This window comes from Stenotrophomonas bentonitica, assembly GCF_013185915.1.
Taxonomy (GTDB): domain Bacteria; phylum Pseudomonadota; class Gammaproteobacteria; order Xanthomonadales; family Xanthomonadaceae; genus Stenotrophomonas; species Stenotrophomonas bentonitica.
In genome coordinates, this window is sequence record NZ_JAAZUH010000001.1 from 1,305,584 (window position 1) to 1,328,513 (window position 22,930).

19 protein-coding genes are annotated in these 22,930 nt (G+C 67.2%); 9 read left to right on the forward strand and 10 right to left on the reverse strand.

The annotated features are described in order from the left end of the window. The first annotated feature begins 54 nt into the window (after positions 1–54). Together HGB51_RS05850 and HGB51_RS05855 are read left to right on the forward strand one after the other, a co-directional pair. The gene (locus HGB51_RS05850) at positions 55–2,139 is read left to right on the forward strand and encodes a catalase (RefSeq protein ID WP_070207872.1); all 2,085 of its coding nucleotides are present in this window, start codon (positions 55–57) and stop codon (positions 2,137–2,139) included. Positions 2,140–2,151: 12 nt separating this feature from the next. Then, entirely contained in the window at positions 2,152–2,553 is a 402-nt protein-coding gene (locus HGB51_RS05855; RefSeq protein WP_171966755.1) for a hypothetical protein, read from the forward strand. Positions 2,554–2,690: 137 nt separating this feature from the next. Here the strand turns inward: HGB51_RS05855 and HGB51_RS05860 are convergent, their stop codons facing one another. Continuing rightward, positions 2,691–3,035, reverse strand: a complete 345-nt coding sequence (locus HGB51_RS05860; RefSeq protein ID WP_171966756.1) for a SymE family type I addiction module toxin — start codon at positions 3,033–3,035, stop codon at positions 2,691–2,693. Positions 3,036–3,739: 704 nt separating this feature from the next. Between HGB51_RS05860 and HGB51_RS05865 the strand changes: the two genes are divergently transcribed. Then, the gene (locus tag HGB51_RS05865; protein ID WP_070207104.1) at positions 3,740–4,279 is read left to right on the forward strand and encodes a hypothetical protein; all 540 of its coding nucleotides are present in this window, start codon (positions 3,740–3,742) and stop codon (positions 4,277–4,279) included. Then, positions 4,276–5,124 carry a hypothetical protein gene (locus HGB51_RS05870; protein ID WP_141739071.1) on the forward strand — a complete coding sequence of 283 codons (849 nt, stop codon included), beginning with the start codon at positions 4,276–4,278 and terminating at the stop codon, positions 5,122–5,124. The genes HGB51_RS05865 and HGB51_RS05870 overlap by 4 nt, the downstream gene beginning before the upstream one ends. Positions 5,125–5,188: 64 nt before the next feature. Here HGB51_RS05870 and HGB51_RS05875 read toward each other — a convergent pair whose 3' ends face one another. The 6 genes from HGB51_RS05875 to hflK all read right to left on the reverse strand — a co-directional run bounded on the left by HGB51_RS05875 (position 5,189) and on the right by hflK (position 10,701). Further along, positions 5,189–6,007 (reverse strand): hypothetical protein, encoded by an 819-nt coding sequence (locus tag HGB51_RS05875; RefSeq protein ID WP_070207106.1) that lies wholly within the window; start codon positions 6,005–6,007, stop codon positions 5,189–5,191. A 65-nt stretch (positions 6,008–6,072) separates the two neighbouring features. Further along, positions 6,073–6,297: a hypothetical protein gene (locus tag HGB51_RS05880; protein ID WP_070207107.1), complete on the reverse strand. Its 225-nt coding sequence runs from the start codon at positions 6,295–6,297 to the stop codon at positions 6,073–6,075. Between the two features lie 46 nt (positions 6,298–6,343). Beyond that, positions 6,344–7,003: a transcriptional regulator gene (locus tag HGB51_RS05885; protein ID WP_246233409.1), complete on the reverse strand. Its 660-nt coding sequence runs from the start codon at positions 7,001–7,003 to the stop codon at positions 6,344–6,346. A gap of 193 nt (positions 7,004–7,196) precedes the next feature. Then, positions 7,197–8,489 carry an adenylosuccinate synthase gene (locus HGB51_RS05890; protein ID WP_070207108.1) on the reverse strand — a complete coding sequence of 431 codons (1,293 nt, stop codon included), beginning with the start codon at positions 8,487–8,489 and terminating at the stop codon, positions 7,197–7,199. A 218-nt stretch (positions 8,490–8,707) separates the two neighbouring features. Then, the gene (hflC, locus tag HGB51_RS05895; RefSeq protein ID WP_070207109.1) at positions 8,708–9,571 is read right to left on the reverse strand and encodes a protease modulator HflC; all 864 of its coding nucleotides are present in this window, start codon (positions 9,569–9,571) and stop codon (positions 8,708–8,710) included. After that, on the reverse strand, positions 9,568–10,701 hold the full coding sequence (hflK, locus tag HGB51_RS05900; protein ID WP_070207110.1) for an FtsH protease activity modulator HflK: 1,134 nt from the start codon (positions 10,699–10,701) through the stop codon (positions 9,568–9,570). Before hflK ends, hflC begins: the two co-directional genes overlap by 4 nt. 186 nt (positions 10,702–10,887) lie before the next feature. Here hflK and HGB51_RS05905 point away from each other — a divergent pair, with 186 nt between their 5' ends. Further along, complete coding sequence (locus tag HGB51_RS05905; protein ID WP_070207111.1) at positions 10,888–11,883, forward strand: YhdH/YhfP family quinone oxidoreductase; 996 nt, start codon at positions 10,888–10,890, stop codon at positions 11,881–11,883. Between the two features lie 88 nt (positions 11,884–11,971). Continuing rightward, positions 11,972–12,355 carry a twitching motility response regulator PilH gene (gene pilH / locus HGB51_RS05910; RefSeq protein WP_070207112.1) on the forward strand — a complete coding sequence of 128 codons (384 nt, stop codon included), beginning with the start codon at positions 11,972–11,974 and terminating at the stop codon, positions 12,353–12,355. A 45-nt stretch (positions 12,356–12,400) separates the two neighbouring features. Here the strand turns inward: pilH and HGB51_RS05915 are convergent, their stop codons facing one another. Beyond that, a complete protein-coding gene (locus HGB51_RS05915) occupies positions 12,401–13,300 on the reverse strand; it encodes a DnaJ C-terminal domain-containing protein (protein WP_070207113.1) in 900 nt (299 codons plus the stop codon). A gap of 223 nt (positions 13,301–13,523) precedes the next feature. Here HGB51_RS05915 and HGB51_RS05920 point away from each other — a divergent pair, with 223 nt between their 5' ends. The 3 genes from HGB51_RS05920 to HGB51_RS05930 all read left to right on the forward strand — a co-directional run bounded on the left by HGB51_RS05920 (position 13,524) and on the right by HGB51_RS05930 (position 15,495). Continuing rightward, positions 13,524–14,006: a peroxiredoxin gene (locus tag HGB51_RS05920; protein WP_070207114.1), complete on the forward strand. Its 483-nt coding sequence runs from the start codon at positions 13,524–13,526 to the stop codon at positions 14,004–14,006. Between the two features lie 30 nt (positions 14,007–14,036). Next, positions 14,037–14,633, forward strand: coding sequence for a ferritin-like domain-containing protein (locus HGB51_RS05925; protein ID WP_084738882.1), 597 nt, complete (start codon positions 14,037–14,039; stop codon positions 14,631–14,633). An 88-nt stretch (positions 14,634–14,721) separates the two neighbouring features. Beyond that, positions 14,722–15,495, forward strand: coding sequence for a hypothetical protein (locus tag HGB51_RS05930; protein ID WP_141739072.1), 774 nt, complete (start codon positions 14,722–14,724; stop codon positions 15,493–15,495). A gap of 26 nt (positions 15,496–15,521) precedes the next feature. Here the strand turns inward: HGB51_RS05930 and pbpC are convergent, their stop codons facing one another. Together pbpC and HGB51_RS05940 are read right to left on the reverse strand one after the other, a co-directional pair. Further along, positions 15,522–17,897: a penicillin-binding protein 1C gene (pbpC, locus tag HGB51_RS05935; protein WP_070207115.1), complete on the reverse strand. Its 2,376-nt coding sequence runs from the start codon at positions 17,895–17,897 to the stop codon at positions 15,522–15,524. Positions 17,898–17,899: 2 nt separating this feature from the next. Beyond that, positions 17,900–22,810, reverse strand: coding sequence for an alpha-2-macroglobulin family protein (locus HGB51_RS05940; RefSeq protein WP_070207116.1), 4,911 nt, complete (start codon positions 22,808–22,810; stop codon positions 17,900–17,902). Positions 22,811–22,930 lie beyond the last annotated feature (120 nt).

Below are 22,930 nucleotides of genomic sequence, written 5' to 3' on the forward strand. Positions count from 1 at the left end.
TAACGCCTGCATCGCCAGTGTTGGGCATTGACCCCCGCCAGCCCGGAGCGCCAGATGGCCACCAGCAAGCCCCGCAGCAAACCCGCCCCGCCCGCCGACCTTCGTGGAGAGGGTGACGAACTGCACCAGCGCGCCGGTGGCACGCACCCGGTGCTGACCACCAACCAAGGCATTCCGGTTGCCGACAACCAGAATTCGCTGCGCGACACCCCGCGCGGGCCGACCCTGCTGGAAGACTTCATCCTGCGCGAGAAGATCACCCACTTCGACCACGAACGCATTCCCGAGCGCATCGTGCACGCGCGTGGCAGTGCCGCCCACGGCTACTTCGAGCTGACCCGCTCGCTGCAGGACTACACCCGCGCCCGGGTGCTGACCGAGGTGGGCGTGCGCACCCCCGTATTCACCCGCTTCTCTACCGTGGCCGGCGGCGCCGGTTCGGTGGACACCCCGCGCGACGTGCGCGGCTTCGCGGTGAAGTTCTACACCCGCGAGGGCAACTGGGACCTGGTGGGCAACGATATCCCGGTGTTCTTCATCCAGGACGCGATGAAATTCCCCGACCTGGTGCACGCGGTGAAGATGGAACCGGACCGCGCCTTCCCGCAGGCGGCCAGCGCGCACGACACGTTCTGGGACTTCATTTCGCTGATGCCCGAGTCCATGCACATGATCATGTGGGCGATGAGCGACCGCGGCATTCCGCGCTCGCTGCGCATGATCGAAGGCTTCGGCGTACACAGCTTCCGCCTGCTCAACGAGGAAGGCGAATCCACTTTCGTGAAATTCCACTGGCGCCCGAAGCTGGGCCTCCAGTCCACGGTGTGGGACGAGGCGGTGAAGCTGCAGGGCGCCGACAACGACTACCACCGCCGCGACCTGTTCGAGGCGATCACCGGTGGCGACTTCCCCGAGTGGGAGCTGGCGGTGCAGCTGTTCACCGAGGAAGAAGCCGAAGCGTTCCCGTTCGACCACCTGGACCCGACCAAGATCATTCCCGAATCGCTGGTGCCGCTGACCGTGGTCGGCCGCATGGTGCTGGACCGCTGGCCGGACAACTTCTTCGCCGAGACCGAGCAGGTGGCGTACTGCCCGGCCAACGTGCCGCCGGGCATCGACTTCAGCAACGACCCGTTGCTGCAGGGCCGTCTGTTCTCCTACCTGGACACCCAGCTCAGCCGCCTCGGCGGGCCGAACTTCCACCAGATCCCGGTCAACGCCCCGAAGTGCCCGTTCGCCAACCACCAGCGCGACGGCCACATGCAGATGAACATTCCCAAGGGCCGGGTGGCGTACGACCCCAGTTCGCTGCAGGGCGACAGCCCGCGCGAAACCGCCGACGGTTTCCCCAGCCACGCCACCCCGGCCGACGACGGCCGCAAGGGTCGCGTGCGCGCGGCCAGCTTCGCAGACCACTACAGCCAGGCACGCATGTTCTTCCGAAGCCTGGAGGCGCCGGAGCAGGCGCACCTGGCCTCGGCACTGGTGTTTGAACTTTCCAAGGTGGAAACCGCCGCCGTGCGCGAGCGCACCGTCAGCCACCTGCGCAACATCGACGAAAGCCTGGCCAAGCGCGTGGCCGACGGCCTTGCCATGCCTGCCCTGCCCGAGCCCGCGCCCACGGCGACTCCGGCCAAGGACATGCCCAAGGCCCCGGAAGTGCGCGTGATCGGCCGCACCAAGGACCTGTTGAAAGGACGCTGCGTGGGCATCCTGTTCGACGAAGGCTCGGATGCGGGCTTGATTGCCAACCTGCGCAAGGCCGCCGAAAAGGCCGGCGCCACCGTAAAGCTGGTGGCACCCAAGCTGGGCGGCGGCAAGTTCAGCGACGGCAAGCGCCAGGCGGCCGACGGCCAGCTGGCCGGTACACCGTCTGTCGTGTTCGACGCCGTGGCGATCGTGCTCAGCGCAGACGCTGCCAAGCGCCTGTCCAAGGAGTCGGCCGCCATCGACTTTGCCGCCGATGCCTGGGCGCACCTGAAGGCGATTGCCGCCGACGAAGGCGCCCAGCTGCTGCTCAAGACCGCCCGCGTGGGCAAGGACAACGGCGTAGTGGAAGCCGAAGACACCAAGGCCTTCCTCACCGCCGCCGCCACCCGCCAGTGGGCCCGCGAACCCAAGGTCCGCACCCTCGCCTAAGGAGACGCCAGCATGCCCCGTGGAGACAAATCCAGCTACACCGACAAGCAGAAGCGCCAGGCCGCCCACATCGAGAAGAGCGAGAAGGCAGAAGGACGCAGCGAAGAAGCCGCAGAACGCATCGCCTGGGCCACCGTGAACAAGCAGGATGGCGGTGGCAAGAAGGCGCCTGCGAAGAAGGCGGCCACCAAGAAGGCGGCGAAAAAGTCCACTGCAAAGAAAACTGCAAAGAAGGCGACCAAGAAGGCCGCGAAGAAGACGACAAAGAAGGCGGCCACTAAGAAGGTCGCAAAGAAGGCCACAAAGAAGGCGGCAAAAAAGACGACGAAAAAGGCTGCTACGAAAAAGACTGCCACGAAGAAGGCAGCAAAGAAGACAGCCAAGAAGGCCACAAAGAAGACTGCTGCCCGGTAGGGTTGGTTCCCAAACAACCGCCGATATGCCGTCCACGCTCTTTAACGCATGGACCCAAATCGAATCAGGCTTTCGCATCTCCCCAAAACCACGGGGTGTCGGCAAACCCGGCACCCCGTCGTCGTTCCGGGCACCCGCTACGCCGCCACTCCCAGCACCGCATTCGACTTCCGCCGCATCGCCAGGGCATGCAGCACCGTCCGCCGTGAAGCAAGCCGCGACTCCGCCCCCTCCGGCGCATGCGCCAACGTCAACACCACCCGCCCCGGCCCGATCGACACAACCACCCGGCTCCCCACTTCCAACCCCGCCATGCTCATCCACATGCCGCGCAGAAACAACGAAGGAACACACAACTCCTCCCCCTTCGCTCCCGAACGCCAGTCATACAGCGCGCGGATCTTCAAACTCACCGGCCTGATCCAGTACAACCCATGCACACCGGCCGCACTGACAGGCGCAACAACCTTCGAAACATGCATATGCCACCTCCAACGGAAGATGTCCCTCGCCGGGATGGCGAGGGAGTCGGGAGGCTGAAATCCGTGCAAACGATACGGAGCGGCGTTTTCCCCGGGGGTGTTTTATGGCGCCACCCTCCCGACGCAGAAAGTTCCTACTTCAACTCGTTCGCGGAGATTTCAGTCTCCAGAGCACAGCTTGGTTGATGCGACCGGCGATGACCAATCGAATGTTCCGAATGATATGCGAACTTCAGTAGGCAGCATCTTTGGTGCGACGCATTTAACACCATGCCGCAGTCGAACCGACACCTACTCCACGCTTCTACGTGCCGCAGCAATCTGTGGCGTGGACTGCGCAGGAATGACAATCGCATCACCGCACACATCGCAAGCGCCGACCAGCACGTGGCGCGCCCCGCCGCGACCGTCGCGGAACGGCAGATCTTTGTACATGAAAGTCGCAGTCACCCTTCCATGACGGTGACACAAGCCAGACCTTTTTTCGCCCAGCACGGGGATTGCCATTTGCATGCTCTAAAGATCGGCGACTGGCACCAGAGCCAGTTACCGTGCATGCGCGGCCCAGGAATGAGAAGTTCATTTCGCCTATCGCCGAAACGGGCTCACTCAAGCCTTCCTGCCCGATGTTGACGCGCCGTGCCTCGAATCGGCGATACTCCGGGCATCACCGCAGGACGCGGCTACCCGGGGGAGTACGCTTCATGAAATTCGCACGCACGTTGGCCTTCGCAGCCCTGCTGTCGCCGTTGTCGGCACTGGCCCAATCGGCGCCGGGCAACGCACCGGGCACTGCCCTGCCGGGCGCTTCGGCCACGCAGGCCAGCGAAGGCTTTTCGGCCTCGCTGGTGATCACGGCCGATCCGGACTGGCAGCAGAAGTGGGAGAGCCCGCCCGAGGTGGCGCCGCACTTCGACCTGGCCAACGAGGTCACGGAAGGCGGCTCGCTCTACATCCTCTCGTTCCTGTCCAATCCGATGTTGGATGCAGACGGCATGACCCAGGTGCGCTGCGACCTGCGCATCAGCCAACCCGACGGCAGCCTGAGCGGCGACGAGCGTGACCTGCCCTGCTTCGTCACCAAGCTTGAGACCGATCCCAAGCTGGTCTACCTGTCCACGGTGGGCGTGAAGTTCACGGCCGAAGCCGGCGACCCCAAGGGTACCTGGACGGTGGCGATCAACGTGCGCGACACCCTGCGCAATGTCAGCATCCCGCTGAAATCGTCTTTTGAAATGAAATGATCGCGACTCCCATGAGGCATCTATTTCCGTTGGTGTTGGCGCTGCTGGTCGCCGTTCCGGCTGCACAGGCTGCTGACACGTTGCCCGCACCGGCGCAGACACCGCCATCGAGCGCAAACGAAACCGCTGATGCTCTGGCAAAGGCTGAGCAGCGTGGCCGGGCGATTTTCCTCCACGACCTGGCGGCCGAGCGCGCCACCGACGCGTTGGTTGCCCAGCATCGTGCCTTCCGCAAAGACAAACGCGTGCGAGGCTGGATAACCGAAGAGCACGACGGACGCTATCGGGTCAGTTACATCGATGCGGCGCCTGCTGTGCTTTACAGGGTCGAGGTCCTGCCCGATGGCAGTATCGATGGTCCGGTTGAGGTACTGCCGGTGCCTGCCGCGCTGAGCCCCTATGAGGCCGGCGCCGCCGCTGCCCGCAACCTGGCGATGACCGCACAGGTCGCTTCCTGCGCCAAGTCCTACAACAGCGTGGTGCTGCCTGGGGGCGACGACCGCTGGACGGTGTATCTGCTGCCGGGCACCACTTCGCCCACGGCGGTACCGCTGGGTGGCAGCCACCGCCTGGAAATCGCCGGCGGCCAGATCACCGCCAGCCGCGGTTTCACCCGCAGTTGCATCCAACTGAATCGGGCCCCGTCAACGCATGGCGCGAAGGTGGCGGCCATGATGGTGACCCACATGCTCGACGCCACGCCCACCGAAGCGCATGTCTACTGGAGCCTGTGGGCCCGGACGCCAATGGTGGTGGTCACCGGCGAAGACGCGATCTGGGAAATCGAGAACGGCCGGATCCACCGCATCGAGACCGACGCAGATGCCCCCACGGCGGGCTCTTGACGCTGAGGTCCACCTGATGACTGGACGGTGGCGATCGACGTACGCGACACGCTGCGCAACGTGACTATTCCGCTGCAGTATTCGTTCGAGATGCGCTGACCGGGGGAGCGGCGGTCGACTTGGCCGGCAGCACCACCGACTGCAGGCGCTTGATCGCTGAAATGGGCAGTGCCTCGGCGCGGCGCTCCTCCGGCCACCACAGGAACACGAAGGCGCTGCTGCTGCCAAGCAGGCGCGCCTGCTCCTTGAAGGGTGCTGCATCACCGTTGAGGTGCACGGTTACCGTGGCACCCGCGCCGTTATCGCGGATGTCGTCGGCCTTCTTCATCGAGTATTGGGCCGCGCCGATGGCCATGAAGAACACCACGGCGATGGTCAGACCGGTCAACGGCCGCATGCCTGAAGTATCCCAACTGGTCAGCGGCGACTTTGAGAACAGTATTCGCCAGCCCCAGTGTCGCGCGCGCAGCGCTTCCACCCTGGCCGGATTGCGCCGACGCAGGGTGTCCGGCCAGCCCAGTACCACCGCCAGGAAGATGCCACCGGCCAGGATGCCGGCGTACATGGGGTCGCGCAGGCCTGCGACCAGGAAGTCGCTGATCTGCAGGTAGTCCAGGATCGAAAGGTTGAAGCGCAGGTAGAAGAAGTAGCTCGACCACAGGCCGAGCAGCGACAGCAACACGTACCCCGCGCTGACGATCAGCGCCGGCTCCTGCTTCAGCAGGCGCCAAAGCTCCATCACCACGGAATCTTCGCTGCCCTTGACCACGGGCAGGACCGACCAGTCGGTGGGCGTGACCTCGCCGGCAACGGCAACCGTGCCGCCCAGCTGCCCGGTCGCAGGCACGTCACCGATGATGCTGTCCCTGTCCTTGTTGTCCATGTCGCCCCCTGTGATGGGACGAGCATCGCCGAAATCCGGCCGGGTGGATAGTCAGGGACCTGCGGTCAGGGGTTGGCGCGCAGCCCGCCAATGGCCTTGGCGATGCGGCCGATCACATACACCACGACGCCGCCGGGAATCAGCACCAGGGCGATGTTGGCCAGCCAGGGGAACTGGCCCATGCGCGGGCCGAGCACCAGCCCCAACGCGAAGATCAGCGCTCCCAAAAGCATCATGCCCAGCCCCAACTTCAGATAGATGTTGGTGAGCCCGAAATTCCTGCCAGCCATGTGGCCTCCTTGCCTGTGTTGTTCTGCGGGAAAACGAAACGATCGCTTAGATGCGGAGTGCGCCAGGTTGTGCAGCGCTGAGTTCATGCTCGCCTCCGATGACCCAGATTTTCGGCTGGGCAAGCACGCGCATCAAGAAGGAATTTTCTTCTTGAGTACGTGCGCTCCATTCATGGCGCGAATAGATCGTGGGATTGATTGGGCGTCCTAGCGCTTGGTGCGCATTTTCCAGGTGCTGCATGACGTCTGCATAGCCCAATGTTTCGGAAACGATCATCAGATCAATATCGCTTCGTGCGGTGTCGCTCTGTTTGGCTACCGAGCCGTAGACGAACGCGACAAGGATGTCGGCTGAGATGGGGAGCAATGCGTCTTTGAGCGGACCGGCAAGTCCGACGGTCTTGCGGATCATCGAGACGAGTTCGTTGTAGATGGGCGCCTCAGGGTTGGCCTGATAGCGCTTCTGGTTTGCCGAGCGACGAATGTTCAGCAGACCGGCAGCGGTCAACTTGGCGAGTTCGCGCTGGACGGCGCCGGAGCCACTGCCGGTGGCTGTGATCAGTTGTGAGACCGCGAAATCTTGATTGGGTTGGCCGAAGAGCAGGCCGAGGATGCGCTGCTGGGTTTGGGTGAAAAGGGCATCGGCCAGACTGGATCTTGGGGATGGCCCTGCGGTGGCGGGGATTGAGTTGCCCATATTGGGCATATTAATGCCCAATTTGGGCATGTTCAAGCGGCCCGGGTGGAAAAGCAGAAGCCCCGCTTTCGCGGGGCTTCCTTGCCGGGCAGAGCCCGGCACTACCAGCCGGGCATGGCCCTGCTCTACCAGCCAGGCAGGGCCTGGCTCTACCGGCGGTGGGCAGGGCCCGGCGTTGAACGCCGGGGCCTGCGTCACGCCATCAGGCGAACGGGTCCTGCAGGACCATGGTGTGGTCGCGGTCCGGGCCGGTGGAGACGATGCTGATCGGGCAGCCGGCCAGCTCTTCCAGGGCGCGCAGGTAGGCGCGGGCGGCAGCCGGCAGCTTTTCCCAGTCGGTGATGCCGTGGGTGTTCTCGCTCCAGCCCGGGAACTCCAGGTACACCGGGGTGCAGTCTTCCCAGCCCTGCGCGTCCAGCGGGGCGTATTCAGTACGCTTGCCGTTGTATTCGTAGGCGATGCAGACCTTCAGCTTTTCCATGCCGTCGAGCACGTCCAGCTTGGTGATGCACAGGCCGCTGATGCCGTTGATGGCCACCGCACGCTTCAGCGCGACGATGTCCATCCAGCCGCAGCGACGCGGACGGCCGGTGGAAGCGCCGTACTCGGCACCGCGGTCGCGGATGCCCTGGCCGACTTCGTCGTCGAGTTCGGTCGGGAACGGACCACCGCCGACGCGGGTGGCGTAGGCCTTGGCGATACCCAGCACGTAGTCGATCGAATCCGCGCCGACGCCGGTGCCGGCCAGTGCGCCGCCCACGGTGGTGTTGGAGCTGGTGACGTACGGATAGGTGCCGTGGTCGATGTCCAGCAGGGCGCCCTGCGCGCCTTCGAACAGCACGCGCTTACCCTGCTTGCGCAGGTCGTGCAGGATGCCGGCCACGTCGGACTTCATCGGCTGCACGTATTCGCCGAACGCCAGCGCTTCGTCGAAGGTCTTCTGGAAGTCGACCGCGTCGGTGTTGAGGTACTTGGTCAGCACGAAGTTGTGGTAATCCAGCGCGGTGCGCAGGAGCTCTTCGAGCTGGGCCGGGTAATGCAGGTCGGCGATGCGGATGCCGCGACGCGCCACCTTGTCTTCGTACGCCGGGCCGATGCCACGGCCGGTGGTGCCGATCGCCTTGCCGCCGGCGGCGCGTTCGCGCGCCTGGTCCAGGGCGATGTGGTACGGCATGATCAGCGGCGCGGCCGGGGAGATCTTCAGGCGCGAACGCACTTCAACGCCGGAGGTTTCCAGCTCGGCGATTTCCTTCTGCAGCGCGGCCGGCGAGATCACCACGCCGTTGCCGATCAGGCACAGCGCATCGTCACGCAGGATGCCCGACGGGATCAGGTGCAGGACGGTCTTCTTGCCATTGATGACCAGGGTGTGGCCGGCATTGTGGCCGCCCTGGAAACGCACTACGGCACCGATTTCCTCGGTAAGCAGATCGACGATCTTGCCCTTGCCTTCATCGCCCCACTGGGCACCAAGCACTACGACAGACTGACCCATGACGGGCTCCTCGAATTGTTGCGGCCATCGGGGCCGCGGACGGGTAAACCGTAGCAGGGTCGGCCGGCGCGGAAGTGACGGCTCCAATCGGGGAGCGGTCGGCGCTGGCAGGCCCAGACACGGAAAAAGCCGAACGGGGAGGCCCGTCCGGCTTTTGTGCATTATCCGGGTTTCCGGGGTCGGCCGCCACCCCGTGGGGTGGCGGGTTCAACCGGCGGTCAGCGGTCGTTCTTCATGTACTGCAGGAACGGGTCGTTCTTGTCCAGCACGATCACCCCGTTGCCGTCGGTCATGGAGTTCCGGTAGGCCTCCAGGCTGCGGTAGAACGAGAAGAACGACGGATCGGCCGAGCCGGCCTTGCCGTAGATGCGGGCCGCCTCGGCGTCGCCGGCACCGCGCAGGCGCTGGGCGTCACGTTCGGCTTCGGCCACGATCACCGTGCTTTCGCGGTCGGCCTGGGCGCGGATGGTGAGCGACTGCTCTTCACCCTCTGCCCGCAGCTTGGCCGCTTCCTGCTTGCGCTGGGCGCGCATGCGCTCGTACACGTCGCTGATCACCTGGCTGTCGGTCGGCAGGTCGATCTGCTTGATGCGCAGGTCGATGATCTGCATGCCCAGGCCCTTCACCGCCTCGTTGATGCCGGTCAGCTGGCCGGCGATCAGTTCGCTGCGGTCGCCGGACACCAGCTGCTGCAACGAGCGCGAGTTGATCTGGTTGCGCAGCGAGTCGGTGATGATGGGTGCCAGGCGCGCGTCGGCCACGCTGGCATCGCCGCCGGTGGCGCGGTAGTAGGCGCGCACGTCGGAGATGTAGCCAATGGCGAAGAAGTCGACGCTGACGTCCTTCTGCTCGGCGGTGAAGTAACGCGCCGGCGCGGTGGCCAGCACCTTCAGGCGACGGTCGAACACGCGCACCGATTCCACCACCGGCACCTTGAAGTGCAGGCCCGGCTTGATGTCCGAACGCACCACCTTGCCCAGGTTCAGCACCATGGCGGTCTGGTCCTCACGGACCACGTACACCGAGCCCAGCAGGCCCAGTACTGCAGCAACGGCCAGGCCGATCCACAACGAACTCTTCATCGGATGGCTCCTTCACGACCGGTCGGTCGCGTGGTCGGGCGCTCGGTGTTGCGCACGCCGTCCACCGGCGTACTGGCCGGAAGCGACGGCATCATCACTTCCGGGGTCACCAGCGGGGTGCTGCTGCCGGTGGCGGCAGCGCCTGCGCGGTTGTCGGGCATCGGCACGTAGATCAGCTGGCGGCCATCGCCGCCGATCACCTTGCGGTTCTCCTTGAGCACGCTTTCCACGGTTTCCAGCCACAGGCGCTTGCGGGTCACTTCCGGCGCGCCCTGGTACTGCTGCTGGAGCAGGCTGAAGCGTTCGGCGTCACCCTCGGCGCGGGCCACGGCGGCCTGCTTGTAACCTTCGGCGGTGGTACGGGCGCGCGAGGCCTGGCCACGGGCTTCCGGCACGACCTTGGCGGCATAGGCCTGGGCTTCGTTGATCAGGCGTTCCTTGACCTGCTGGGCACCGTTGACCTCATCGAAGGCCGGCTTGACCTCCTCCGGCGGGCGGGCGTCGGGCAGGGTCAGGCCGGTCACGACCAGGCCGGTGCGGTAGGCCTTGAGCGCGGCCTGCAGGCGTTCCTGCGCGACCACCGCGAGCGGGCCGCGGTTGTTGAGCACCGCGTTGAGATCAGCACGGCCGACCTGCTCACGCACGGCGCTCTGCGCGGACTGTTCCAGCACCTGGTTGGCGTCGACCGAACCGAACAGGTACAGGCGCGGGTCGTCGATGCGGTACTGCACGTTAAGCGACACGCGCACGATGTTCTCGTCGCGGGTCAGCACCGGCACGTCGCTGCTGAAGGTCTTGATCTGGGTCGCGTTGACCTTGGTCACCGACTCGATCGGCCACGGCAGCTTGAAGTTCGGACCCGGCTGCAGGATGCGCGAGAACTGGCCGAAGCGCAGCACCACGCCGCGTTGCTGTTCGCCGATCAGCTGGAAGCTGGAGAACAGCAGCAGCAGGACCACTGCCACCACCACCCAGCGAAGGATGCCGCCATCGAACAGGTCCTTGAGCGGCCCGGGGAAACCGCCCCAGCCACTTCCACCGCCGCTGCCACCGCGGGGACCGAACGGCCCTCGTCGATTCTCGTCGGGGCCTTGTCCGCCCTTGTTGCCGCCGGGTGTATTCCAGGCCATGCACGCTCCATCAGTAATAAGGTTGCCTGCGGGCCAGTCCCGCACCGTCAACCGTGAATCCCGCTCGATTCTACTAGATGGGGCTGGCCGACAGGATTGGAAGGGCGAATGCGTCGCAGGCCGCGATTCATCACCCGGCCCGGGCCCGCCGGGTAAGGTGGAGCCCCCACTTCCCAAGGCCTGCCCATGGCACTCCCCGACCGCTTCACCGCCTTCCGCATCCACCAGGACGAGGCCGGCCACCGCAGCGGGCTGGAGTCCGTCGGCCTGGACCAGCTGGCGCCGGGCCAGGTGGTGGTGCGGGCCGAGTGGTCGTCGGTGAACTACAAGGACGCGCTGGCCGGCACCGGCAAGGGGCGGATCCTGCGCCGGTTCCCGCTGGTCGGGGGGATCGACGTGGCCGGCACGGTGGTGGCCTCCACCGACCCGGCCTGGCACGAGGGCGACGCGGTGCTGGCCACCGGCTGCGGACTGAGCGAGACCCGCGACGGCGGTTACAGCCAGTACGTGCGGCTGGAGTCCAGCGCGGTGATCGCCCGCCCGGCCGGGCTGGGCGCGCGCGAGGCGATGGTGATCGGCACCGCCGGCTTCACTGCGGCGCTGGCCCTGCTGCGCATGCTCGACAACCGGCTCACGCCAGCGCACGGGCCGCTGGCGGTCACCGGGGCCACCGGCGGGGTCGGCTCGCTGGCGGTGGACATCTACAGCCGCGCCGGCTTCGAGGTGCATGCGATCAGCGGCAAGCCCGACCAGGCCGGGTACCTGCTCGGGCTGGGCGCGCGCGAAGTGCTGCCGCGCGAGGTCCTGGCCACCACCCGGCCGATGGAGTCGGCCCGCTTCGGCGGTGGCCTGGACAACGCCGGAGGCCCGATGCTGGCCAGCCTGCTGGCGCAGACAGTGCCCTACGGCAGTGTGGTCAGCGCCGGCCTGGCAGCGAGCCCGGCGCTGGACATGACAGTGATGCCCTTCATCATCCGTGGCGTGTCGCTGCTCGGGGTGTCGTCGTCTTCGGCCCCACGTGCGCTGCGCGAGCAGGTCTGGGAGCGGCTGGGCAGCGACTGGGCGCCGCAGCACCTGGACACGATCTGCACCCGCGAGGTGGGCCTGGACGGGTTGCCCGGCGTGTTCGAGGCGATGCTGGCCGGTGGGTCGCGCGGGCGCACGGTGGTGCGGATCGACTGAGCGTTGCAGCGGGGCGACGGACGGCACGGGGGATGCTTCACGCTGACACAGGCGCGGCACTACACTGCGGCATCACTTGGGGAACCACATGGCACGCATTCTGATCGTTGACGATTCACCGGTGCAGCAGCTGGGCATCAAACGCATCGTTGAAAAGCTGGGGCATGAAACGCTGGTCGCCGAGGACGGTGCCGCCGGCGTCGAGAAGGCCAAGGCCGAGCTGCCCGATCTGGTGCTGATGGATGTGGTGATGCCCAACCTCAACGGGTTCCAGGCCACCCGTACGCTGGCGCGCGAAGCGACCACCAAGCACATCCCGGTGATCCTGGTGACCACCAAGGACCAGGACACCGACCGCATGTGGGGCATGCGGCAGGGCGCCAAGGCCTACATCACCAAGCCGTTCTCCGAGGACGAGCTGTCCGAAGTGCTGGAGCGCGTTTTCAGCGGACAGACGCCGCCGGCAGGTTGATCGGCGGTTCGCCGGGCAGAGCCCGGCGCTACGGCGTACCGCCCCTTAGATCTTCTCGCCGAACGCCTTGGCCAGGCTGCGGTACGCCTTCTTCTGTGCGTCGTCGGTCGGTACCGGGGCAATGATCTCCAGTTCCACGATCTGGTCGCCGTCCGGGTTGCCCGGCAGGCCGCGGCCGCGCAGTCGCAGCTTGCGCCCGGCATCGGAGCCGGCCGGCACCTTCAACTCCACCGCCCCGCCGAGGGTCGGCACGCTGATCGAGGTGCCCAGCGCGGCCTGCCACGGGGTGACGTCCAGGGTGTACAGGATGTTGCGGCCGTCGACCTCGAACTGCGGGTGTGCGGCGTATTCCACTTCCAGCAGCAGGTTGCCACCGTTGGTGCCCTGCCCGGTCAGGCGGATCACCTGGCCGGGGCGGATGCCCTTGGGCACGCGCACGTCCAGCTGCTTGCCATTGACGGTGATGCGCAGACTGTCGCCGCCGTAGGCCGCTTCCAGCGGCACGGAGAGCTTGGCGCGGGTGTCACGCACCGGCTGCGGACCGGCGCCGGCGCCGCCGAAGCCACTGGCCCGGCCCGCACCACCGCCGCCGCGCTGGCGCGCGAACAGGCTTTCGAAGAAGTCGCTGAAGCCACCGCCACCGGCGCCGCCGCCGAACACTTCCTCGAAGTCGAAGCCCTGCGCGCCACCGTAGTTCGGCGGGGCGTGGAATTCTTCGCCCGGGCGGTAGCCCTGGGCCTTGAGCTGGTCATAGGCCGCGCGCTTCTGCGGGTCGCGCAGCGCTTCATAGGCTTCGTTGACCGCCTTGAACTTCTCTTCCGCGCCGGCCTCCTTGCTGACGTCGGGGTGGTACTTGCGCGCCAGCCGGCGGTAGGCGGTCTTGATTTCGGCATCGCCTGCGCTGGGTTCCACACCCAGGGTGGCGTAGTAATCCTTGAATTCCATCCATACACCTCGAATAAGTTCGGCCGCCCGCGCCGGCGGGGGCCCTGCGCGCAATTCTAGCGGCTGGCCGCCCCGCTGCCGTGATCGGCGAATGATCCTGCGCAATGCAGCGGCCATCTGGCCGGGGTACGGTGCAGGAAATGGGAATGAACAGGCACTTTTCAATGTTTTGACATGGCCCTCCCATGGCCCTGTCTACCCTGCCCTTGAACCAGGAGCTCCCATGACCATCCACGTTGGCGACCGCATTCCCGAAGTCACCCTCAAGCGCATCCGCGAGGGGATGGAAACCCTGGACACCACGGCGCTGTTCGATGGCCGCAAGGCGGTTCTGTTTGCGGTGCCCGGTGCATTCACCCCGACCTGCTCGGCGCAGCACCTGCCCGGCTTCGTTGAACGCTTCGCCGAGTTCCGCCAGCGCGGCATCGACGTGTTCTGCATGGCGGTCAACGACCCATTCGTGATGAAGGCCTGGGGCGACAGCCAGCAGGTACCGGACGGGCTGCAGCTGCTGTCTGACGGCAACGGCGACTTCACCCGCGCGCTCGGCCTGGAACTGGACGCCAGCAGTTCCGGCATGGGCATGCGCTCGCGCCGCTTCGCGCTGTACGTGGAAAACGGCGTGGTCCGCGCAACCTTCATCGAAGAGCCCGGCAAGTTCGAGGTCTCTTCGGCCCAGAACGTGCTGGAGCACCTGCCCAGCTGACACTCCCGCAACAAAGGAAACCGGCCAGCCATGTCAAAGCCAGCCAAGCAGAACCCGAAGACCCAACCCAAGCCTTCCCCCGATGCGCCGCGACCGAGCGGGATCAGCGACACCGCGACGCTGCGCGCGCGGGCGCGGAAGAACATCGATGACGGTGCGATCACCGACACCTACAGCGCCGACCGCAAGGCGGTGATCAAGCTGCTCAACGATGCCTTGGCCACCGAATACGTGTGCGTGCTGCGCTACTACCGGCACTACTTCATGGCCAAGGGCATGCTGGCCGACGCGGTAAAGGGCGAGTTCCTGGAACATGCGCAGCAGGAACAGGCTCATGCGGGCAAGCTGGCCGAGCGCATCGTGCAGCTCGGTGGCGAACCGGACCTCAACCCGGCCACGCTGGCCCAGCGTTCGCATGCCGAGTACAAGGAAGGCAAGGACCTGCGCGACATGGTCCGCGAGAACCTGATCGCCGAGCGCATCGCCATCGACAGCTACCGCGAGATGATCAACTTCGTTGGCGATCGCGACACCACCACCAAGCGCATCCTGGAAGAGATCCTGGCCCAGGAAGAAGAGCATGCCGACGAGTTTGCCGACCTGCTGGAAGGCTGGATTGGAGAATAGCGTCACACGGTAATATCCCGGCAATGCAATCGCATTGCCGGGGGTGCTATGGTCGGGCCGATCCCACTGCAAGGACTGCATCGTGACCATGGCACTGTCTCGTGCGCCGCTTGTTGCGGCCCTGTTCGCCTCCGCCACCGCCCTGGCCCAGCCGGCGCCCGCGCCGGAAGTGCGCACGCCCCCTGCCCCGCATTGCCTGGATGCGCGCGCGGTACGCCAGATGGAGCAGGCCAACCCGGATGCCATCGCCGTTCTCGGCAGCAACGGCCAGGCCTACCGCCTGGATTTCGCAGCGGCCTGCCCGGGCGTCAATGACGCCGAACAGGTGCGGCTGGATGCGCCGGATGGCTGGGCCTGTGGTCGGCCCAGTGAGCGGCTGGTGGTGGACGGGCGCAGCTGCCCGCTTTCGGCGGTCAGTGTGCTGGACAACCGCGGCTTTGCCGAAGTGGCGCGCGAGAGCAGCCGCCAGTTTGCGACCACGCTGGAGGCGGTGACCGTCACCGCCAAGGGCGCTGCGACGAGCGAGAGACGGCAAGCGTTCCGGGGTTCTCCGGAGTTCTGTTTCGCCACCCGGAACGTGCGCGGCTGGAGCGAAGACCCCAACGGCGTGGTGGTTGAAACCAACCCGCGCCGCAACGGTGGACACAAGTTCTACCGGGTGGAGTTGGGCAGCAGCTGCAGCATTCTTGCCGGCGCCACCGAAGTGGACTTCCAGTCCGGCTTCCAGAACGGGCTGATCTGCGGCAATCCGGGCGACCGCATCGTGATGCAGCCCAGCGGCATCGAAAACGATGGCCGTTCTTATACGCCGCGGTTTGCGCGTCCCGGCTGCGCGGTGATGGCGGTGTACCCAAAGGAATAGGCACCGGCTGCTGGCCAGTACACCGATTACCTCAACACACGGAACCGCACCTGGGTCCAGGCGCCGTCGGCGGCGAGTGCCGTGAGCGTGTGCTCGCCGGCCTGGTCGAACTCGCGCTGGAAGGTACGCGCGCCTTCGGTGCGCGCGATCCAGCGGTCGTCCAACAACCAGTCCACCGCCTGCTCGCTGCCCAGTGCGCGCAGCTGCAGGCGCACGCCGTGTTCGGCGTTGGGTGCGCGGGCCAGGGTGGCGCGGTCGTTGAGCCCTTCGATGTGCAGGCTGCCGGCGCTGCTGCGGCCATCGTCGCGGCAGTCGGGTGACAGCGCCGGCAGCTGCGCGGCACGGCGCTGGGCCAGCGGCAGCCACGGCGAGACCAGCGCCGGCCACCGCGCGATTTCGCGCTGGGCTGCCTCATGCAGCAGCGTGCACTCCGGTGACAACCGCAAGCCGCTGCGCTTGTCCACCTCGAAGGCCACCCTCCCCGCCTGCCACAGGCGCGCGTCGCGCTCGGCGAACGTGGGCGGCACCACGCCGTCCAGTACGTACGCCTGCAGGCGGCGCTGGCACAGCGCCGGCGGCGTGCTGTCGGCACGTTCGCCGGTGGGCCAGCACACCTCTGTTTGAGTGACGCTGGCCGGCAGCGGCGCGGCGGCGGCATCACCGCTCTGGCGCGGCAGGCTGTCCACCACTTCGAACATCAACGGCAACGCGGTCACCGCGCCGTACTGGCCGGGCAACGGCGTGCCGTCCGGCCGCCCTACCCACACGCCTACGGTGTAATGACGGGTGCTGCCGATCGCCCACGCATCGCGATACCCGTAACTGGTGCCGGTCTTCCAGGCCACGCGCGGGCGGCCGGTGACATCGAAGGTACCGGCGCCATAGCCGGGGCGTGGGTTGGATTCGAGCATTTCGCGGGTGATCCATGCCGCGCCGGGCGACATCAGCCGCCGCTCGATCGCCGCGTCGTCGGCGGTGTAACGCACGCGCCCGGCGATGCCGTTGCGGTTGAACGCAGCGAAGCTGCCGACCAGGTCCTCAAGGCGTACCCCGGTGCCGCCGAGGATCAGCGACAGGTTCGGCGCGCTGCCGCGTGGAAAACGCAGGGTGATGCCGGCGTGCGCCAGCCGTGCGGCGAAACGCGCAGAACCCACCCGGTCGAGCAGGTCCACCGCCGGCACGTTGAGCGAGAGGCGCAGTGCGGTGGCGGCACTGACCGGGCCGTTGAACGCTGCGTCGAAGTTGCCCGGACGGTAGCCGGCAAAACTCTGTGGTGCGTCCACCATCAGGCTTTCCGAATGAATCAGGCCGTCGTCGAGGGCCATGCCGTACAGGAACGGCTTGAGCGTGGAGCCCGGCGAGCGCCAGGCCTGGACCATGTCGACATGGCCCAGCCGCTGCTTGTCGCCGAAAGCCACCGAGCCGACATAGGCGCGCGCTTCCAGGGTGCGGTTGTCGACCACCAGCAGGGCAGCCGAGGTGCGCTCGGGCAACTGCGAGAAGTAGGACGACACACGCTCTTCCAACGTGCGCTGCAGTCCGATGTCGAGCGTGCTCTGGATGCGCGCCGCCTGTGGCTGCGCGGCATGCAGGCGCTGGGCCAGCAGCGCAGCGTGCAGCGGCGGCTGCAGGGCGCGGGTCACCACCGGCTCGATGCGTGCGTCGTCCACCTCTTCGCGCGACCACACGCCAAGCGCGACCATGCGCTCGAGCACCTTGTCGCGCGCGGCCTGCGCGGCTTCGGGATGACGGTCCGGGCGCAGCCGGCTGGGCGACTGCGGCAGCACCGCCAGCAGCGCGGCTTCGGCGTGCGACAGCTGCGCGGCCGGTTTGCCCAGGTAGGCCCAACTGGCCGCCTCCACCCCTTCGATTGTGCCGCCGTAGGGCGCGCGTTCCAGGTACAGCGCCAGGATCTGCGCCTTGTCCAGGTGCAGTTCCAGCTGCAGCGCACGCAGCAGCTGCTTGGCCTTGCCCCACGGCGTGCGCGTATGCGGGTCGAGGATGCGCGCGACCTGCATGGTCAGGGTGGAGCCGCCGGAGACGATCCGCCGTTCCAGCACCCATTGCTTGCCGGCACGCAGCAGCGCCCAGGGATTGACCCCGGGGTGCCGCCAGAACCAGCGGTCCTCGTAGTTGAGCAGCGCCTGCAGGTACAGCGGCGACACCGAGTCTGCAGAGGCCGGGTAGCGCCACACGCCGTCCGCGTCGGCGAACGCGCGCAGCGGCGTGCCGTCGCCCGCCACCACCAGCGTGCTGGTGTCGCGCTGTTTCGGCAGCGGCGGCGGAAACGCCAGGTCCAGCACCAGCAGCAGCGCCAGCAGCGCTGCCGTGCCCCAGCGCAGGCCCGGCCACAGCCATCGCCGCCACCGGGCGGGCCCCGGCGTCGGCCGGGGCCCGCGCATGTTCACGGCTGGACCACCGTGAGGGTGGTCGGGGTGCTGCGGCCCACCCCACGCAGGTCGGGACGGTACATGTCTTCCACCAGCGGCGGCGGCACCGTATAGGTGCCCGGGGTGACCGCGCGCACCAGGTAGAACACCTTGGCGGTGCTGCCACGCGACAGCTTGAGCGCGGCCACGTAGCGGTCGTCGCGGAACTCTTCATGGCGCAGCGTGGCCGCGTCGCCCCGGTCTTCCACGCGCAGGCCGTCCACCACCACGTCGGCCCACTGCTTGGCATCGCCCAGGTTGAAGTTCTCGATTTCCAGGCCGGCCGGCAGCAGGTCGGTCAGCAGCGCGTCGGGCATGTCCACGTTGGGAGTGACGCTGACCCGCACGATCAGCGCCTCGCCTTCCTTCAACGCGCGCGGGGTCCACGGCTTGCCGTCGGTGGTGAACCAGCTGCGTTCCACGCCCAGGGTGCGGTTGTCCGGCTCCGGCGCGGTGCGCGGAATGCCGGCCACTTCCAGGCTGGCGAACATCGGCGGCTCGCCCTTCGGACTGAAGCGCACGCCCTTGTCCAGTGCGGCGTAGTCGAAGCTGCGCCCGAACATGCGCCGCGCAGCGATGGCTTCGACCTCGCCGCCGATGGCCAGCTCGCCCGACACCTGCTTGCTCTGGTTCGCGGCCAGCGCCTTGCCGAGGCGCGCGATGGCGACCTGCTCCTGCGTGCTCAGCCACATCCAGCCGTTGTTGCGGCGTGCATCCAGCGCACGGCCCAGTTCCACCGCACGGGCGTCATAGGCGGGCTTGGCCAGCTTGCGCTCGTGCAGCAGCGCGATCATCAAGGCGTCGTCGCGCACGGCGCTGCCGTAGTCGCCGAAGTACTGCGGGCGTTCGCTGCTCGGCTTGGCGAAGCCGGCCGCAATGGCGGCGTCGCCCCGCTTGTGGTCGCCCTGCAGCGACAGCGCGATGCCCAGGTGGACCAGCGACAGGCCGGTCAGCGACTTGCTGCGCTCGTTGTCGTACAGCGCGCGCAGGGTGCCCAGCGGAGCGCGGTTGACCCGGGCCAGCACGTAGCCGGAGTAGGCCTGGTTGGCGAACTTCAGGTTCTCGCGGCGGTCTTCGCCGTAGAACTGGTTGCCGCCGGAGAGCAGGTCTTCGCTGAGCCGGTTCAGCGCCTTCTGCAGCACGCCGTCGGGCACCGCGAAACCGGCGTCCTTCGCATCAAGCAGGAACTCGGCGATGTACGGGGTCAGCCACGGATTGACGTAGCCGTCGTCGCCCCACATCGAGAAGTTGCCGTTGGCCACCTGCATCGAGGCCAGCCGGCCGAACGCGCCTTCCATGCGCTCGCGGCGGGTCTTGGCATCCAGCCCGTCGGCACCGAGCATGGCCGAGGTGGCCTCGTCCAGCATCAGCGCGGCGTAGCCCTTGCTGGTGGTCTGCTCAGCGCAGCCGTACGGGTAGTTCAACGCACCGTTGAGGGCGCTGGCAAACGGGATCGGCGGCAGCGCGCTGACCAGCATGCGCGCGGTGACCGAATCGGCCATCAGCCCGTCGGCCAGGCCGGCGCCCATCTCCACGTCGGCCAGCGGGTCCAGCGTGCGCGTCTGCGCCCGCAGCACCTGCGGCCACGCGGCACGCACCGGCAGGTCGTAGCGGCGGTCGACCTTGAAGCCGTTGCCTTCCACCCGCACCCGCACCTTGGCCACGGTATAGCCTTCGCGCGCCTGCAGCGGGAAGCTGAGCGTGTTCTTGGCGTCGGCGTTGAGCTTGAGCGTGCGGCTGGGCTCGCCCAGGCTTAGCGGACCGATGCCATCGACCTGCACCTTGAATTCACCAGGCGTGCCGGTGAAGTTCTGCACGTCCAGGGTGACGGTACTGCGGTCGCCCGGGGCGAGCACGCGCGGCATGCTGGCTTCGGCCAGGATCGGCGCGCGCACCACGGTTTCCAGGTCGCGCTTGCCGTACTGTTCGTCGGAGTACACCAGCGCCGAGACCCGCAGGGTGCCGTTGAAGTCCGGCACCTTCAGCGCGATCCGGGCAATGCCCTTGGCGTCCAGCTTCACCGGACCGGAGAACAGGTCTACGGTCTGCACGCGCGCCGTCGGCCGCTTGGCCTGCGGCAACGCCGCCAGCGCCATGTCGCCACCGAACTTGAGCTTGCCGCTGCTGCCGTCGAAGCTTTCGATCACGCGGCTGTAGATGTCATACGCATCCACGCCCAGGCGACGCTGGGCGAAGAAGTGTGCAGAGGCGTCCGGCACCGGGAAGCGGGTGATGTTGAGGATGCCCACGTCGACCGCCGAGACCGTCACGTGCGCCAGCTTGCCAGCCAGCTGCGGTGCGCTGACCGTGACCGGCAGGGTCTGCTCCGGCCGCATCTGCTTCGGCGCGGACAGGCCCACGGCCACGGTGCGTGCCTTGCGGTCCATCGGCACATGGACCACGCCGACCGCACGCGCGGGGGTGATCTTGCTCGGGGCGCTGCCGCCGCGGAACACCAGCGCGGTGATGTAGACGTCGTGGCGCTCCCAGTCGGCGGTGACCGGAATGTCGAAGGTGCTGCCGGGCTTGGCGTCGATCTCCTGCACGTACAGCATCTTGTCGCTTTCAACCATCAGCAGGCCCTTGCCGGCGTGCGGCGGGGTGACCGTGACGCGCAGCTTGTCGCCGGCCTTGTAGGCGGTCTTGTCCAGGCCCAGCTTGACCTTGTCCGGGCGTGCATCCAGCCCGCGGTTCTCGTCGTTCCAGCTCCAACCGGCGTGGAACGGGTAGCGGCTGGTCAACCCGGTGGCCGGGTCGAACACATCCAGCCGGTACTCGCCCCACTCCACCGGGAAGTCCACGCCCACCGCCGCGCTGCCGGCGTCGAGGGTGCGGGTGTCCTTGTTTTCGAAGCGACGGCTGAAGTCGTAGTCCCAGCGGTTGTCGTTGAAGGTCCAGTGGTAGTCGCGCAGCTCGCGCACCAGGGTGACCTTCAGGCCCTTGCCCGGCTGCGGCTTGCCGGCCGCGTCCACCCGCATCACTTCAAAGCGCGCATTGCTGTTGGCGTCGGCCCCGTCGTCCGGGTTGAACAGCGGGCGCACGCCGACCAGCACCGGGGCCGGCCACATCACCCGCTTCAGGGTGCGGGTGACGGTGCGGCCGCCGGTCTCGTACACGCTGCCGGACAGCACCACCGCCACCGGCGCGCTGGCCTTGACCTCGGCGGGCAACTCCACGTCCTGGCGCAGTTTGCCGTCGGCCGGGAATTCGGTGTCGATCACATCGCGCGCTTCGCGCGGCAGTTCCAGGGTCGGGTCACCGAAGAAGTAGCCCGGCAGCGACTCCACCGGCGACTGTTCTGCGGCCACCGCCAAGCGCGCGGTAAAACGATTGCCATCGGCCGGCGCGCCGTACAGGTAGGCCGCATCGGCCTGCAGCTTGAGCGGCTCGCCGGGCTTGAGGGTCTTCTGCGCGCTGTCCAGGTCCAGCTTCATGCGCTCGGGCAGGAACTCTTCGATGCGCAGGGTCATGCCCTGGATCGCTTCCTTGCTGGCCGGGTTGGTGCGGAATTCGACCTGCCAGCGCCCGGTGGGTGCTTCGACCGGGATGGTCTGCTCGAAGCTCAGGTAGCCCTGCTCGCCCGGCTGCAGCCGGGTTTCGCGGAAGGTCTTGCCGTCGGGCTGCTTCAGGCGCAGGAAGACCGGCTGAGGCTTGACCGGCTTGCCGTCGTTGTCGCGCAGCAGCGCGGAGATGCGCACGGTTTCGCCGGGGCGATACAGGTCGCGGCCGGACCAGGCGAACACATCGAACCAGGCGTTGTCGCGACCGGCCACGGCGAACTCGCTCAGGTCCAGCGCCGGCTGGTTGAACGGCAGCATCGAGGTGTCCGGGCCGCTGCTGGCGATCAGCACGTGGCCCGCGTCCAGGGTGTAGTTGAGCAGCGCGTTGCCGTTGCCGTCGGTGCTGCCCTTGAGCACCACCTCGCCCTTGGCGTCGAGGATCCGCAGGTCGACCTTCTTCAGCGCCGCGCCGCTCTGCAGCGAGGCCGTGTGCACGAACAGGGTGTCCTTGTAGGCGCGGGTGTGCAGGCCGATGTCGCTGACGGTGAAGAAGGCGGTGTCGAATTCACTGTCGAACGAACCGCTGCGCTTCATCACCGCGAAGTACAGGCCGGGTTCCTGCAGCTCCTTGATGTCCTGGGTCGGCAGGTAGGTCAGCACGCGCTCGTTCTGCTTGCCGCCGAGCACGAAGCGGTTGACGTAGACCGGCTCGGCCAGCTGCGACATCGGGGTCTTGTCGCCGTACTCGCTGTCCAGCTCCCAGCTGCCGCGACGGCCGCCGCGCTGGTACTGGCTGAAGAAGGCGGGCAGTTCCTTCTCGCGTACGCGCAGGAACTCCACGTCCACCTCGCCCACGTTGACCGAGACCACCGGCAGGCCGCGGCTCTCGCGCGCCGGCAGCACGCTGCCCTGCGAGGCGAAGCCGGCCACCGGCTTGAGTTCGCCGGTGAACACCTTCTGGCGCAGCTCCTTGCCGATCCGGCTGCCGTCGGCGGCGAGCAGGTCCGGGGAGACGATCAAGGTGTATTCCTTGGCGGCCTCCACGAACGGGTAGCGCAGGGTCTTGCCGTCATCGGACAGGGTCCAGCTGCTGTCCTCGGTGCCGACCTTCTCGCCGAAGCGGACCAGTTTGTCGAAGTCCTGGGTGCCGACCAGCGGGCGGGAGAACTCCAGCGCCAGCGACAGGCCGTCGCTGCTCTGGTCAGGGAAGGCGCGCAGGAGGGTGAAACCGGTGACCGCCTCGGCCTTGGCCGCGATCGGCGCGCCGGAGGCGGCCGGCAGCTGCCCGCTGTCGGTGCGCTTGCACCCGCTGATCCCCAGTGCCAGCCCGGCGACCAGCGCCAGCGCGGCGATTCCCTTCCAGTTCCGCAGACGGACCGTGCCCATATGTCGCTCCTTGAACAAGGGCTTCATTATGCACCGCAGGGTTACAGGCTGGCGGTCGGGGTGCGTGGGACACGCATGGCGTGTCGCTACGCATTACCGGGGCGACCCGCGTAGCGACAC